This window comes from Superficieibacter electus, from assembly GCF_002915575.1.
In the GTDB taxonomy this organism is placed as follows: Bacteria; Pseudomonadota; Gammaproteobacteria; order Enterobacterales; family Enterobacteriaceae; genus Superficieibacter; species Superficieibacter electus.
The window spans coordinates 58,583-74,255 of sequence record NZ_PQGD01000019.1; the positions used below are offsets into that span (position 1 = coordinate 58,583).

At 55.2% G+C, this 15,673-nt stretch carries 13 protein-coding genes; 8 read left to right on the forward strand and 5 right to left on the reverse strand.

The features are described 5' to 3' along the window. Positions 1–87: 87 nt before the first annotated feature. Together envZ and ompR are read right to left on the reverse strand one after the other, a co-directional pair. Positions 88–1,440: a two-component system sensor histidine kinase EnvZ gene (gene envZ, locus CHU32_RS20835; RefSeq protein WP_103677243.1), complete on the reverse strand. Its 1,353-nt coding sequence runs from the start codon at positions 1,438–1,440 to the stop codon at positions 88–90. After that, a complete protein-coding gene (gene ompR, locus CHU32_RS20840) occupies positions 1,437–2,156 on the reverse strand; it encodes an osmolarity response regulator transcription factor OmpR (protein ID WP_001157751.1) in 720 nt (239 codons plus the stop codon). The genes envZ and ompR overlap by 4 nt, the downstream gene beginning before the upstream one ends. A gap of 224 nt (positions 2,157–2,380) precedes the next feature. On the opposite strand from ompR, the gene greB reads away from it, so the two are divergent. The 5 genes from greB to feoC all read left to right on the forward strand — a co-directional run bounded on the left by greB (position 2,381) and on the right by feoC (position 8,435). Beyond that, positions 2,381–2,854: a transcription elongation factor GreB gene (gene greB / locus CHU32_RS20845; protein ID WP_103677244.1), complete on the forward strand. Its 474-nt coding sequence runs from the start codon at positions 2,381–2,383 to the stop codon at positions 2,852–2,854. Positions 2,855–2,944: 90 nt separating this feature from the next. Then, positions 2,945–5,266 carry a Tex family protein gene (locus CHU32_RS20850; RefSeq protein ID WP_103677245.1) on the forward strand — a complete coding sequence of 774 codons (2,322 nt, stop codon included), beginning with the start codon at positions 2,945–2,947 and terminating at the stop codon, positions 5,264–5,266. A 368-nt stretch (positions 5,267–5,634) separates the two neighbouring features. Then, complete coding sequence (gene feoA / locus CHU32_RS20855) at positions 5,635–5,862, forward strand: ferrous iron transporter A (protein WP_103677246.1); 228 nt, start codon at positions 5,635–5,637, stop codon at positions 5,860–5,862. Between the two features lie 18 nt (positions 5,863–5,880). Next, a complete protein-coding gene (gene feoB, locus CHU32_RS20860) occupies positions 5,881–8,199 on the forward strand; it encodes a Fe(2+) transporter permease subunit FeoB (protein WP_103677247.1) in 2,319 nt (772 codons plus the stop codon). Then, positions 8,199–8,435 (forward strand): [Fe-S]-dependent transcriptional repressor FeoC, encoded by a 237-nt coding sequence (gene feoC / locus CHU32_RS20865; protein WP_103677248.1) that lies wholly within the window; start codon positions 8,199–8,201, stop codon positions 8,433–8,435. The genes feoB and feoC overlap by 1 nt, the downstream gene beginning before the upstream one ends. A gap of 622 nt (positions 8,436–9,057) precedes the next feature. Here the strand turns inward: feoC and CHU32_RS20870 are convergent. Both CHU32_RS20870 and bioH read right to left on the reverse strand, forming a co-directional pair. Then, positions 9,058–9,327 carry a YdgH/BhsA/McbA-like domain containing protein gene (locus tag CHU32_RS20870; RefSeq protein WP_103677249.1) on the reverse strand — a complete coding sequence of 90 codons (270 nt, stop codon included), beginning with the start codon at positions 9,325–9,327 and terminating at the stop codon, positions 9,058–9,060. Between the two features lie 105 nt (positions 9,328–9,432). Further along, positions 9,433–10,203, reverse strand: coding sequence for a pimeloyl-ACP methyl ester esterase BioH (bioH, locus tag CHU32_RS20875; RefSeq protein WP_103677250.1), 771 nt, complete (start codon positions 10,201–10,203; stop codon positions 9,433–9,435). A gap of 37 nt (positions 10,204–10,240) precedes the next feature. Between bioH and gntX the strand changes: the two genes are divergently transcribed. The 3 genes from gntX to gntT all read left to right on the forward strand — a co-directional run bounded on the left by gntX (position 10,241) and on the right by gntT (position 13,177). Further along, entirely contained in the window at positions 10,241–10,924 is a 684-nt protein-coding gene (gene gntX, locus CHU32_RS20880; RefSeq protein ID WP_103677251.1) for a DNA utilization protein GntX, read from the forward strand. A 58-nt stretch (positions 10,925–10,982) separates the two neighbouring features. Then, positions 10,983–11,558: a Fe-S biogenesis protein NfuA gene (gene nfuA, locus CHU32_RS20885; RefSeq protein ID WP_103677252.1), complete on the forward strand. Its 576-nt coding sequence runs from the start codon at positions 10,983–10,985 to the stop codon at positions 11,556–11,558. Between the two features lie 302 nt (positions 11,559–11,860). Next, entirely contained in the window at positions 11,861–13,177 is a 1,317-nt protein-coding gene (gene gntT / locus CHU32_RS20890) for a gluconate transporter (protein ID WP_103677253.1), read from the forward strand. A 403-nt stretch (positions 13,178–13,580) separates the two neighbouring features. Here gntT and malQ read toward each other — a convergent pair whose 3' ends face one another. Then, positions 13,581–15,671 (reverse strand): 4-alpha-glucanotransferase, encoded by a 2,091-nt coding sequence (gene malQ, locus CHU32_RS20895; RefSeq protein WP_103677254.1) that lies wholly within the window; start codon positions 15,669–15,671, stop codon positions 13,581–13,583. Positions 15,672–15,673 lie beyond the last annotated feature (2 nt).

Below are 15,673 nucleotides of genomic sequence, written 5' to 3' on the forward strand. Positions count from 1 at the left end.
TACCGGGCCTACAGGGTAGAACGGCATAGGGTCTTGTAGGCCGGACAAGGCGAAGCCGCCGCCCGGCATTACGGATAAAATGCCGCGTTAACTCTCTTTCCCCACCCCGCCCGAGCGTATTACCGGCACCGGGAGCCAGGCGCGGATCAATAAACCGCCCCGCTCGCTGGAACCCAGCTCCAGCACGCCGTTATGGTTATCTATAATACGTTGCACAATCGCCAGACCCAGCCCTGTCCCGCTGATGGTGCGGGCGCTGTCGCCGCGAACAAACGGCTGGAACAGGTGTTTGCGTTGCTCAGGTTTAATGCCGGGGCCGTCGTCCTCGACCTGGAACCAGGCGCGGTTGGCCTCGCTGCCGCTGCTGACTTTGATCCAGCCGTTACCATAGCGGGCGGCATTGACGACCATATTGGCGACAGCACGCTTGATCGACAGCGGATGCATCCGTACCGGGATCTCACCTTCCTCAAGCGCGGTTTCAATTTCACGTTCATAACCGCTTTCTGCCGCCACGACTTCACCCAGCACGCCGTTGAGATCCGCGAGCTCCAGCGGCATCTCCTGACCAGTGCGCAGGTAGTCGATGAACTGCTCAATGATGGCGTTGCACTCTTCAATATCTTTATTGATCGACTCGGCAAGATAGCCGTCCTGCTCGCCCATCATTTCGGTCGCCAGACGAATACGGGTCAGCGGGGTACGCAGATCGTGGCTGACGCCCGCCATAAGCAAAGTACGATCGTCGGCAAGCTGCTTCACACCTGCCGCCATATGATTAAAGGCGCGGGTCACGGAACGGACTTCCGACGCGCCATACTCCCGCAGCGGCGGCGGAATAATCCCTTTACCGACCTGAAGCGCGGCGTGTTCAAGATCGACCAGCGGTCGGTTTTGTATGCGGATAAACAGCCACGCGCCGCCTATCGCCAGCAGCATAATCGCCAGCGTGTAGCGGAACAGCGGCGAGAAATCGCCCTGATGGATTTCAGTGAGCGGAACGCGTACCCAGATGTTCGGCGACAGCCAGGTTTTCAGCCACACCACCGGCGAGCTTTTGTTGACCTCGACGCGCACTTCCGTCGGACCGCCAAGCTGCTGCGCCATCTGGTGACTTAAAAATTCATAGTGCTGCGCCCAGCGCAGACCAGCATCTTCCGCCGCTTCGTCAGAATAGAGGGAGATGCCCAGTTCGCGATAGATCTCGCGACGGAAGGCGGGCGGAACCACCAGTTGCGTACCGTCCTCCAGTTGCAGTTTATCAGTCATCAACATACGGACTTCGTAAGCGAGAACCTTATTAAACTGCTGGAGGCTCGGCAGAATGGCGAAGTTCAGCACCACCAGATAGGTCGTCACCAGGCTGACGAACAGCAGGGTGACGATGAGTAACAGCGTGCGGGCAAATGAACTTCGTGGCGAGAAGCGCATTCGCCTCATGCTTTAGAACCGTCCGGCACAAATACGTAGCCCAGGCCCCACACGGTCTGGATATAGCGCGGATGCGCCGGATCTTCTTCCACCATGCGGCGCAGGCGGGAGATTTGCACATCAATGGAGCGTTCCATGGCCGAGTATTCGCGGCCACGGGCAAGGTTCATCAACTTGTCGCGGGACAGCGGCTCGCGCGGGTGGCTCACCAGCGCTTTCAGCACCGCGAACTCGCCGCTGGTCAGCGGCATCGGCTCATCTTCACGGAACATCTCGCGGGTGCCGAGGTTCAGCTTGAATTTACCAAAGGCAATTACCGCTTCTTCCTGCGACGGAGCACCCGGCAATTCATTCGCCTGACGGCGTAGCACAGCACGAATACGCGCCAGCAGTTCGCGCGGGTTGAACGGCTTCGGAATGTAGTCGTCGGCACCAATTTCCAGACCCACGATACGATCCACTTCCTCCCCTTTTGCCGTGACCATAATGATCGGCATCGGGTTGCTCTGGCTACGCAGGCGACGGCAGATAGAAAGACCATCTTCGCCAGGTAGCATCAGATCCAGCACCATCAGGTGAAAGGATTCACGGGTTAACAGGCGATCCATCTGTTCGGCGTTAGCAACGCTTCGAACCTGGAAGCCCTGTTCGGTCAGATAACGTTCCAGCAGCGCACGCAGGCGCATGTCGTCATCTACAACCAGGATTTTATAATTCTCTTGCATGGTTTTTACTCCCAAAGGTTCGCAAAAGTCGTGATAACGTATTCTTAAGAAAGGCCACGCTTGCCACCAGCGAAATCTGGTATAAATTTCAGTCTAAATTGTTACAAAGCATATTTAACAGTAGCTTAAGTATACATATAAGCATAAATCATATTATTTATTCTGTCGGTAGTGTCGCGCGTTACGTATTGTGCGCAAGATTGAATAAGAAAGGATAAGAGACGATGAAAACGCCATTAATCACCCGCGAGGGATATGAAAAATTAAAACAGGAGATGGACTACCTTTGGCGGGAAGAGCGTCCGGAAGTGACCAAAAAGGTGACCTGGGCGGCAAGCCTTGGCGATCGCAGTGAAAATGCCGATTATCAGTACAACAAAAAGCGACTGCGCGAAATCGATCGCCGCGTGCGCTATCTCACTAAGTGTCTGGAAAATCTGAAAATCGTCGATTACTCACCGCAGCAAGAGGGCAGAGTCTTTTTTGGCGCATGGGTGGAAATCGAGAACGACGAGGGTGACACGAAGCGTTTTCGTATCGTCGGCTACGATGAAATTTTTGGTCGTAAGGATTACATCTCCATTGACTCGCCGATGGCGCGGGCGCTGCTGAAAAAAGAGGTCGGCGATCTGGCAGTCGTGCAGACACCGGTCGGTGAAGCAAGCTGGTATGTCAATGAAATCGAGTATGTGAAATAGAACTGTCCGAAGCCGTCCCGTGCGGCTGGCATTTTTGCGTGTCAGTCCGTATAACTATCGGCTGATTTTGCTCCTGAGATGATATTAGCCATGATGAATGATTCGCTCTGCCGCATTATTGCGGGTGAACTTCAGGCCAGAGCTGAACAGGTAGAGTCTGCCGTTCGCCTGCTTGATGAAGGGAACACCGTGCCATTTATTGCACGTTATCGTAAGGAAGTCACCGGCGGCCTGGATGATACCCAGCTTCGCCAGCTGGAGACGCGACTGGGCTACCTGCGCGAGCTTGAGGAAAGGCGTCAGGCCATTCTCAAATCCATCGGCGATCAGGGCAAGCTGACCGATGAACTCACCAGCGCAATCAACGGCACGCTGAGTAAAACTGAGCTGGAAGACCTCTATCTTCCTTATAAGCAAAAGCGCCGCACGCGCGGGCAAATCGCTATCGAAGCCGGGCTGGAGCCGCTGGCGGATTTGCTATGGACCGATCCTTCCCACACGCCGGAAACCGCTGCTGCTGCGTATATTGATGCCGACAAAGGCGTTGCCGACGTCAAAGCGGCGCTCGACGGCGCGCGTTATATTCTGATGGAACGTTTCGCCGAAGACGCCGCGCTGCTGGCGAAAGTGCGTGATTATCTGTGGAAAAACGCCCATCTGGTTGCGACGGTTATCAGCGGTAAAGAGGATGAAGGCGCGAAATTCCGCGATTATTTCGATCATCATGAACCGATTTCGTCCGTTCCTTCTCACCGTGCGCTGGCCATGTTTCGCGGACGTAACGAAGGTATTCTGCAACTTTCACTGAATGCCGATCCGCAATTCGATGAGCCGCCGAAAGAGAGCCATTGCGAACAGATCATTATTGACCACCTGGGCCTGCACCTGAACAACGCTCCGGCGGATAGCTGGCGTCGCGCAGTGGTAAGCTGGACCTGGCGCATCAAGGTGCTGATGCACCTGGAAACCGAACTGATGGGCACGGTGCGCGAACGCGCAGAAGACGAAGCGATCAATGTTTTCGCCCGTAACCTGCACGATCTGCTGATGGCTGCCCCTGCCGGGCTGCGGGCAACGATGGGCCTCGATCCTGGACTGCGTACCGGGGTAAAAGTCGCTGTGGTAGACGGCACCGGCAAACTGGTCGCCACCGACACCATTTATCCGCATACCGGGCAGGCGGCAAAAGCGGCTGTCGCCGTGGCAGCACTATGTGAAAAGCATAACGTTGAACTGGTGGCGATTGGTAACGGCACGGCATCGCGCGAGACCGAGCGTTTCTTCCTCGACGTGCAGAAACAATTCCCGAAAGTGACCGCCCAGAAAGTGATCGTCAGCGAAGCCGGCGCATCGGTATATTCTGCCTCGGAGCTGGCAGCGCTGGAATTCCCGGACCTGGATGTTTCCCTTCGCGGCGCGGTGTCGATTGCCCGTCGTCTTCAGGACCCGCTGGCGGAGCTGGTGAAAATCGATCCGAAATCAATCGGCGTCGGCCAGTACCAGCATGACGTCAGCCAGACCCAGCTTGCCCGTAAGCTGGATGCGGTTGTCGAAGACTGCGTAAACGCCGTCGGCGTGGATCTGAATACGGCCTCTGTGCCGCTACTGGCCCGCGTAGCCGGGCTGACCCGCATGATGGCGCAAAATATCGTCTCCTGGCGTGATGAAAACGGTCAGTTCCAGAATCGTCAACAGTTATTAAAAGTGGCGCGTCTGGGGCCGAAAGCCTTTGAGCAGTGTGCAGGCTTCCTGCGCATTAATCACGGTGATAATCCGCTGGACGCCTCTACCGTCCACCCGGAAGCCTATCCGATTGTTGAACGCATTCTGGCGGCCACCGAACAGTCCCTGCGTGATTTAATGGGCAACGGTAGCGCCCTCAAAAATCTCAGACCGTCTGAGTTTACCGACGAGCGTTTTGGCGTGCCGACCGTGACCGACATCATTAAAGAGCTGGAGAAGCCGGGTCGCGATCCGCGTCCGGAGTTCAAAACGGCGACCTTTGCAGATGGCGTGGAAACCATGAACGACCTGCTGCCGGGGATGATCCTTGAAGGCGCGGTCACGAATGTCACCAACTTCGGTGCGTTTGTCGATATCGGCGTACATCAGGACGGGCTGGTGCATATCTCCTCGCTTTCAACGAAGTTTGTTGACGATCCGCATACCGTGGTCAAAGCAGGCGATATTGTGAAGGTGAAGGTGCTGGAGGTCGATCTGCCGCGTAAACGTATCGCCCTGACCATGCGTCTGGACGAGCAGCCGGGTGAGACAAACGCCCGTCGCAGCAACGGCGGCTCCCGGGAGCAGAATAACCGCCCGCAGGCCAAACCGCGTGGACGTGACACGCAGCCCGCTGGCAACAGCGCGATGATGGATGCGCTGGCGGCAGCAATGGGTAAAAAGCGTTAATCCACTCTGCGTTTTCTGGCTCTCTTTCCCGCAAAGAGAGCCTTTTTCAGCTATTCTCGCTTTTTAATTAACAATTAAAATACAACTAGCCCTAACTATTAAAATAAAGAACACTTCTGTTTCACTTTCCGTAAATATACCCGCGCCGTTTTCTACTAATGAAAAAGCACTATTTTTGCGCCATATCAAATTTGTCGCGATTTACTCATCAACAGAATACTTCGTCACATTTTAAAGATTGAAGATAAAAACTATTATCATTACCATTGTACTGTTGTTTTATTAACCGCTTTATTCAGGCAAATCGCCAGGTCTCATGCGTCTGCCGCGTATGATGGTATTTTGTTAATGATATATAAGTAGGATTTATGCATTTTACGCCCCTCAGCGCCTGGAAGATCACCGGATTCTCCCGTGAAATCAGCCCGGCCTATCGTCAAAAACTGCTTTCGCTGGGCATGTTACCCGGCTCGTCATTTAACGTAGTACGCGTTGCCCCTTTAGGCGATCCGGTCCACATCGAAACGCGGCGCGTTAATCTGGTATTACGTAAAAAAGATTTAGCATTATTGCAAGTGGAACCGATTTCCTCTTAATACAGTGAGTCAAATAAAATGAAGAAGCTAACCATTGGCTTAATTGGCAATCCTAATTCCGGTAAAACAACGTTATTCAATCAGTTGACCGGCTCGCGTCAGCGGGTGGGTAACTGGGCTGGCGTCACAGTGGAACGTAAGGAAGGTAGTTTTCAGACAACGGATAGTCAGGCCACGCTGGTTGACCTGCCCGGCACCTACTCTCTGACGACCATCTCTTCGCAAACGTCGCTCGATGAGCAAATCGCCTGCCACTATATTTTGAGCGGCGAGGCGGACATGCTGATTAATGTGGTGGATGCCTCCAACCTTGAGCGCAACCTTTATTTGACGCTACAGCTGCTGGAGCTGGGAATGCCCTGCGTGGTGGCGCTTAATATGCTGGACATCGCGGAAAAGCAGCAGGTACGTATTGATATTGACGCGCTCGCCGCCCGCCTTGGCTGTCCGGTAGTGCCGCTGGTTTCAACGCGTGGTCGCGGGATCGACGCGTTGAAACTGGCCATTGACCGGCACACGCGTAATGAAAATGTCGAACTGGTGCATTATGCGCAGCCGCTGCTGCGTGAGGCCGATTATCTGTCGCAGTCTATGCCGGGAAATATGCCGGTACAGCAGCGTCGCTGGCTGGGGCTGCAAATGCTGGAAGGCGATATTTACAGCCGGGCATATGCGCAGGACGCCGCGCAAAAACTGGACGAGGTACAGGCCCGGTTACATCGTGAAATCGATGATCCGGCGCTGCATATTGCTGACGCCCGCTATCAATGCATTGCTGCCATCTGCGATACCGTCAGCAATTCATTGACCGCTGAGCCGAGCCGATTCACCACCGCGATGGATAAAATCATCCTCAACCGCTTCCTCGGTCTGCCGATTTTTCTGCTGGTGATGTACCTGATGTTCCTTTTCGCCATCAACATCGGCGGTGCGCTGGCCCCCATTTTTGATGCTGGCTCGGTGGCTATTTTTATTCATGGTCTTCAGTGGCTTGGCTACACGCTGCACTTACCGGAGTGGCTGACCATTTTCCTCGCGCAGGGGCTTGGCGGCGGGATCAATACCGTTTTACCGCTGGTCCCACAGATTGGCATGATGTACCTGTTCCTCTCTTTCCTGGAGGACTCTGGCTATATGGCGCGCGCGGCGTTTGTTATGGATCGCCTGATGCAGTCATTAGGATTACCGGGAAAATCCTTCGTCCCGCTGATTGTGGGCTTCGGCTGCAATGTGCCGTCCGTCATGGGTGCCCGCACCCTTGATGCACCGCGCGAGCGGCTAATGACCATCATGATGGCTCCGTTTATGTCCTGCGGCGCGCGGCTGGCGATTTTCGCCGTCTTTGCGGCCGCCTTCTTTGGTCAGCAAGGGGCGCTGGCCGTCTTTTCACTCTATCTGCTGGGCATCGTCATGGCGATCCTCACCGGTTTGATGCTTAAACACACCATCATGCGTGGCGAAGCCTCGCCGTTTGTGATGGAGCTACCGGTTTACCATGTGCCTTTACTAAAAAGCCTGGTGCTTCAGACATGGCAGCGTCTGAAAGGTTTTATCCTGCGCGCCGGGAAAGTCATCGTGATCGTCAGTATTTTCCTCAGCGCACTGAACAGCTTTTCGCTCAGCGGCAAAGCGGTCAATAACATTAACGATTCGGCACTCGCCTCCGTGAGCCGCGTCTTTACGCCGTTGCTGGAGCCGATAGGAATTCATCGCGATCACTGGCAGGCAACAGTGGGTCTGTTTACCGGCGCGATGGCGAAAGAAGTGGTGGTCGGTACGCTTAACACTCTGTATACCGCCGAAAATATTCAGGAAGAAGAGTTCAACCCGGCAGAGTTCAACCTTGTGGGCGAACTTTCTGACGCCGCCGGTGAAACCTGGCAGAGCCTGAAAGACACCTTCAGCCTGAGCGTACTGGCAAACCCGATTGAAGCCAGCAAAGGCGACGGCGAAATGGCAACCGGCACCATGGGCGTCATGAGCCACAAATTCGGCAGCGCGGCGGCGGCCTATAGTTATTTGATTTTCGTACTGCTGTACGTACCGTGTATTTCGGTCATGGGCGCGATTTCCCGCGAATCCAGCCGGGGATGGATGGGCTTCTCGATTCTGTGGGGGCTGAATATCGCGTACTCGCTGTCGACGCTGTTTTATCAGGTAGCCAGTTTTCATCAACATCCGCAGTACAGTTTGGTCTGCATCCTGGCGGTGATCCTGTTTAATACGGTTGTCATTGGCTGCCTGCGCCGTGCCCGGAGCCGGGTCGATGTTAATCTGCTGGCGACGCGTAAAACGCCTGCGACCTGCTGCGACAGCCCGACGGGAGACTGCCATTAATGGCTTCGCTGATTGACGTGCGCAATATGCTCGCCTTGCAGGGGCGGATGGAGGCAGGCCAGTTGAGTGCCGCGCTGAATCTGTCACGCCCGCTGCTCGACGCGATGCTGAACCGCATGGAAGCCATGGGCAAGGCCCGGCGGATGCAGGAAGAAGTGGATAGTTGTTTGACCGGAAGCTGCAAAAGTTGCCCGGAGGGTAAAGCCTGCGTGCGGGAGTGGTGGACGTTGGGCTGAAAAGGTTCAGTGATGCTTCGTTGTCTTCAGCGCATCAGATCGTAATACCCTCACCCCAACCCTCTCCCTGAGGGAGAGGGAGCAGTCCGCAAGTGGCTTTGGAATATGTGCATAACCTGAAGGTTTTCCCCTCTCGCTAAGAGAGAGGCTGCAGTCCGCAGGTAGCTTTGGATATATGCATAAGCCGGAAGGTTTTCTCCCTCTCCCTCAGGGAGAAGCTGTAGTCCGCAGGTAGCTTTGGATATATGCATGAGCCGGAGGGTTTTCTCCCTCTCCCTCAGGGAGAAGCTGGAGTCCGCAGGTAGCTTTGGATATATGCATAAGCCGGAAGGTTTTCTCCCTCTCCCTCAGGGAGAAGCTGGAGTCCGCAGGTAGCTTTGGATATATGCATAACCCGGAAGGTTTTCTCCCTCTCCCTCAGGGAGAAGCTGGAGTCCGCAGGTAGCTTTCGATATATGCATGAGCCGGAAGGTTTTCTCCCTCTCCCTCAGGGAGAGGGTCGGGGTGAGGGAATGCGTTTCACGCGCAGTTGCACAGAGAAAATATTTTCCAGGAAGCGGACGATAAGCCACCAGCCCGGCCCGGTAAGTGCAGCTTACCGGGCATTCAGCGACCGCAGCGTTTATTTATAGACTTCCGCCGTGGTGTGAATATCTTTCTCGGACTTCTTCGCGCTGGTGATCACGTAGTATTTCCCGCCCAGCTCATCAGCTTTTTTCGATAGCTCGCGCTGAGCATCCATCGGTGCGGTGCCTTTATCAGTACTGATGTCGCCCACTTTCGTCAAATTCATCTCTTTAACTTTCTCTTTATGCAGTTCTTCTGCGGCCATCACGCCAAAGGACAACGAGCCTATAACCAAAGATGCAACAATACCGGTGACCAGTTTCATAGCCTTTACTCCTTAAAGTTGAAAGATATGCCACCCGGCTTTGCCCACGCGAAAGCGCATGATGACTCCTCAAGTATTGTTGCAGCGGGTCACTTTTTCCAGCCGTCAGAGACGCGCCTTAAGCGAGATAAGTGCCTGACAGAATTCGGCCGGATGGGAGATAAATGGCGCATGGGCCGCTTTCTGAATGATCAGCGACTCGCTGGCAGGCCATAATGCATCCAGCAGCGGAATGACGTTGCGTGGCACCAGACCGTCGAGATAGCCGTAAATGCGCAGAAACGGGATGGTCAACGTGGCCAGCGGTTCACGTAAATCACTGTCTTTGAGAATAGCCAACCCACCGTTAAGCACCTCAACATCCGGCATTGGCAGCGCCAGCACGGTGCTCTTCAGGTGACGCGCATCCTGCCTTGCGCTCTCCGTCCCCATCGTTTGCAGGGCCAGAAAACGTTCCACGGTGCGCTGAAAATCGTCGCTGAGCTGCTGCTGAAAACCGGAAAGTACCTCCGGCTTAATTCCCGGCCAGTCGCCCCCGGCACAAAAACATGGCGACGAGGCTACCGTGACCAGCGCCTGTACGCGCTGCGGATATGCCAGCGCGACCTGACTGGCGACTAACCCGCCCAGACTCCAGCCCAGCCAGATAGCAGTTTCCGGTGCATGCGCCTGGACGTATTCCGCCATTTGGGCCAGTGACAGCGCGCCATAGCCGCGGCTACGCCCAAAGCCCGGCAGGTCCACCAGATGCAGCGTAAAATGCGTACTTAATTCCGGCGTAATGCAATCCCACACCTGCGCATTCAGTCCCCATCCGTGCAGCAGCACAAGATGACAATTTCCTTCTCCTTTGGTTTGCCACCAGATCTCATTCATCAGGTACTGTTCTCACTTATTTTATCCGAGGTGAAATATGTTAACAGCCTGTGGCTTATGCTGGCTATGTCGAATGCCGCTTGCACTCCCGTCATGGGGAATATGCTCCCGCTGCGTCAACGCCCTCTCCCGGCAATCTAGTGTGTGCCCGCAGTGCGGTTTACCTGCGCAGGACGCCAGATGTGCCTGTGGGCGCTGCCTGCAAAAAGCACCACAATGGCAACGGCTCATCGCCGTCAACGATTACGTTGCACCGTTGAGCTCACTTATCCACCGCTTTAAATTCTCCGGCAAAGCGGAGCTGGCTCCGGCACTGGCGCGCCTGCTGCTGCTGGAATATTTACAGGCGCGGCAACAATACGGGCTACCCCGTCCGGATCGCCTTGTCAGCGTTCCGCTATGGCAGAAAAGGCACTGGCGCAGGGGATTTAATCAGAGTGATTTGCTCTGCCGACCGCTGGCCCACTGGCTGGGGTGCCAGTACGACACGGATGCTATTACCCGTATTCGGCCAACGGCAACGCAACATCATCTTTCCGCCCGGCTACGAAAGCACAATTTGAAAAACGCCTTCCGGCTTGAATTTCCGGTTAGCGGACTCCATATCGTTATTGTGGATGATGTCGTCACCACGGGCAGCACCGTTGCAGAAATTACCCGCCTGCTGTTACGAGGCGGCGCGGCGACTGTCCACGTATGGTGCCTCTGTCGGACCTTGTAGACCCTCGACGATGGGCGTATTATAACTGACTAAAATAGTCAACTATTAGGCCAATGCTATGATCCGTATTTCCGATGCTGCACAAGCGCACTTTGCCAAACTGTTGGCAAATCAGGAAGAAGGGACGCAAATCCGTGTATTTGTTATTAATCCCGGTACGCCTAACGCTGAATGCGGCGTTTCTTATTGTCCACCCGATGCTGTGGAAGCGAGCGATACTGCCCTGAAATTTGATCTGCTGACCGCCTATGTGGACGAGTTAAGCGCTCCCTATCTGGAAGATGCGGATATCGATTTCGTTACCGACCAGCTCGGCTCCCAGCTTACGCTGAAAGCACCGAACGCCAAAATGCGTAAAGTCTCTGACGACGCCCCGCTGATGGAGCGTGTGGAGTATATGCTTCAGTCCCAGGTGAATCCGCAGCTTGCCGGACACGGCGGCCGCGTCTCGTTAATGGAGATCACCGACGATGGCTACGCTATCCTGCAATTCGGCGGTGGCTGCAACGGCTGCTCGATGATTGATGTCACTCTGAAAGATGGCATTGAAAAGCAACTGCTTGCTGAGTTCCCGGACCTGAAAGGTGTGCGCGATCTGACCGAACACCAACGCGGCGAACACTCCTACTACTGATTCTGTGCCTTAAAAGCCTCTTTCATCGCAAAGGGGCTTTTTGTCATAAATGTTACATCTCTCCCTGGAATTTGACCTGCCTCCCACTTTTTAAATTTTGCCTTCCTGGGGTATTTTCTTTCAATGAATGTTACCCGTATCATCCTTTTTAAGCACTATTCTTCTGGAAACAATCCGCGTTTTCGTCCTGTAAGAAGCGATTTGTTAAAGTGCCAACTGCCTTTTGTTCTGAACCACAGCTCAAAGGCCCTTTGCTGCTAAGACAGCAAAGTTACCCATAACAAAATAAAGGCCAGTAAATCATGCCATTAGTTATCGTTGCTATCGGTGTTGTGTTGTTATTGTTGTTAATGATCCGTTTCAAGCTAAACGGGTTTATTGCGCTTATCCTGGTGGCGCTTGCAGTAGGACTGATGCAGGGAATGCCTGTCGATAAGGTCATTGCCTCAATCAAAACAGGCGTTGGCGGAACGCTTGGTAGCCTGGCGCTGATCATGGGTTTTGGGGCGATGCTCGGCAAACTACTCGCTGACTGCGGCGGCGCGCAACGCATTGCCACCACGCTGATTGCCAAATTTGGTCAAAAATACATCCAGTGGGCGGTGGTATTAACCGGTTTTACCGTCGGTTTCGCGCTGTTTTACGAAGTGGGTTTTGTCCTGTTGCTACCGCTGGTCTTTACCATCGCCGCTGCTGCCCGCATCCCGCTGCTTTTTGTTGGTGTCCCGATGGCGGCTGCCCTGTCCGTTACCCACGGTTTCCTGCCGCCGCATCCTGGCCCCACTGCTATCGCCACGATTTTCCACGCCGATATGGGCAAGACCCTTCTCTACGGTACGCTGCTGGCAATCCCGACCGTGATTCTGGCGGGTCCGGTTTACGCTAAATTCCTCAAAGGCATTGATAAGCCTATTCCGGAAGGACTTTATAACGCTAAAACCTTTAGCGAAGCGGAAATGCCCGGCTTTGGCGTGAGCGTCTGGACATCGCTGGTACCGGTGATCCTGATGGCGCTGCGTGCCGTCGCAGAGATGATCCTGCCGAAAGGTCATGCAATCCTTCCTTACGCTGAGTTCTTTGGCGATCCGGTGATGGCGACGCTGATTGCGGTGATCATTGCCGTCTTCACTTTTGGCCTCAACCGTGGCCGCTCAATGGATGACATTAACGACACGCTCACCACCTCAATCAAAATCATCGCCATGATGCTGCTGATCATTGGCGGCGGCGGTGCATTTAAGCAGGTACTGGTCGACAGCGGCGTGGACAAATACATTGCCTCGATGATGCAGGCCACCAACCTGTCGCCAATCTTTATGGCCTGGTCTATCGCCGCCGTGTTGCGTATCGCGCTGGGTTCAGCCACCGTAGCCGCCATCACCGCTGGCGGGATTGTCGCACCGCTGATTGCTACCACAGGCGTCAGCCCTGAACTGATGGTTATCGCAGTCGGCTCCGGCAGCGTGATTTTCTCTCACGTGAACGATCCGGGCTTCTGGCTGTTTAAGGAATATTTCAACCTGACGATCGGCGAGACCATTAAGTCCTGGTCAATGCTGGAAACCATTATTTCGGTATGTGGTCTGGCTGGATGTATGTTGTTGGGGATGGTGGTTTGATTCTGCTTCCCTTCAGGCAGAACTAACCCAGCTTTCACGGTTGGGTTATGCTCCTGAGGCTTTCGCTGGGAGAGGGGGAAGTGGGCGCTGTACCCGGGGTCCACCCTCACCCCGGCCCTCTCCCTGAGGGAGAGGGAGAAGATAAACGCCTGCCGATGTGCCGCGTTGTTCCCACAGGCGAGAGAGGGAGGATAAACGTATACCGCGTACCGGGCTGTTTCCGCAGGTGAGAGAGGGAGGATAAGCGTATACCGCGTGCCGTGCTGTTTCCGCAGACGAGAGAGGGAGGATAAACGTATACCGCGTGCCGGGCTGTTCCCACAGGCGAGAGAGGGAGGATAAACGTATACCGCGTGCCGTGCTATTCCCTCTCCCTGAGGGAGAGGGTTAGGGTGAGGGGGAATTACGCCTTCTTCGCTTGCGCCTTACGCCGCTTATCCAAATCCTTGATCAGCTTATTCACGCTCGCATCCGCAAACATCTCCTCAAGCCCCGTGGAAAGCTTGCGCCGCCAGTTTTTGTACTGATAGCTGGTTCCCGGAATGTTCACCGGCTCCGCCATCTGCAACCAGTCTTCAGGCTGGAGGCCCAGCAGAGCGCTGTTGCTGTCGGCGATATAACGCTGCATTCCGCGATTAAGCGTCGACGTCATCGACATTCGTGAGGCGTTATGGCCGACGCTTTTCGCCACGCAGCCGTGCCGGTGCAGCGCATCCAGTAATCCCTGCTTCGCCAGTTCGCGATCCTGATACAAACCGCTCAGCACCACCGGGTCCGGATACAGCCCCAGCGTTTTGCCGAGCGTCAGATCGCCACTCTCCCAGTAGCCGCGCAGAGTGGGCAGGTCGTGCGTTGCTGCCACGGCCATTGACTGTGCAGGCCATGCTTCTGGCGCACGGACCGTTTTCTCGTGATCGCTTTCAAAATAGAGCACTTTATAGGAGTAAACGCCGCTCTTGCGCAGCTTACCGACGATCTCCACCGGCACGGTTCCGAGATCTTCGCCGATCACCATGCACTGATGACGTTTGCTCTCCAGCGCGAGGATCGACAGCAGATCGTCGACCGGATAATGCACATACGCGCCATGATCCGCCGTCTCACCGTAAGGTATCCACCACAGCCGCAGCATCGACATCACATGATCGATACGTAGCGCCCCACAGTCGCGCATATTGGAGCGCAGTAGCTGAATAAACGGCTCGTAGGCACGGGCGGTGATGACGTGCGGGTCCATCGGCGGTAGGCCCCAGTTTTGCCCCAGCGGCCCAAGAATGTCCGGCGGCGCGCCGACCGACGCTTTCAGGCAATATAGCTCCCGATCGCCCCAGGTCTCCGCCCCACCTTCCGCCACGCCGACCGCCAAATCGCGATACAGGCCAATCGGCATGCTGCGATCCTGACACTCCGCCCAGCAGGCAGCGAACTGGGTACAGGCCAGCCACTGAAGCCACAGGTAAAACTCCACTTCATCCTGATGCTGCTGGCAAAACTGCTTCACTTCCGGCGTATCAGTAGACTGATAGCCTTCCGGCCAGACCGGCCAGCCCCAGCGCATCGGATCTTCTTTTACCTGCGCGGCGTGCAGCGCGTCAAACGCCGCCTGCCAGTAAAGGCTTTCCCCTTCATCGGCGACAAACTGACGAAACGCCTGCATTGAGGCGTCATCCTGCGCGCGTTTCGCAAACTGCCGCCACGCCATGCTCAGCCCCGCCAGTTTCAGCGCGGTGACGGCAGAGTAATCCACCCATTCACTCTGCCGTGCGTTGTTCAGTGTCTGCTGAGTAGTGGGCATGCGCCACCATTCCTGCGCCTCTTTGCTGTGCTGAAAATCCTCAACGGCGTTTACGTCGATGTAAATTACATTCAGCCAGCGGCGCGAAGACGGGCTGTAAGGACTGGCGCTCTCCGGGTTCGCCGGATAGAGCGCATGAATCGGATTGAGGCCGATAAACGCCCCGCCCCGCTTCGCCACTTCAGGCAGCATCGCTTTAAGATCGCCGAAGTCGCCAATGCCCCAGTTATTTTTTGAGCGCAGCGTATAAAGCTGTACACAGGCCCCCCACAGCTTGCGTCCGCTTAGCAGCGCGTCAGGCTCATGACAGCGCTGTGGGGCGATAATCACCCGGCAGTTCCAACGATGCGCATCCTGAGTCAGCGTCAGCGTGTGATAACCTTCAGGCAGCCGCCCTGGCAGGCTGAGTTTGCTCCCGCCTGACGTCTGCCCGTGATACTGGCGGCCTTCTTCCGTCACCAGCGTCCAGCTAAATTCGCCGCTACCTTCCACCTGCAGCGCCATTTTTTTACCGTGGGTGTAGACCATCACGTTCGGCACGGGTGTTACTGCCACTTTCGTGGTCACAGTATGATGCATGGCATCGAGCAAACGCCGCTTGGTATCTGTGCCAATCGACTGCGGTTTACCATGGGCATTAATATAATCAGGGCTGATCCCCGCCGCCAATGCGGCTTTATCGAGGCGTTTGCGTTCCATAA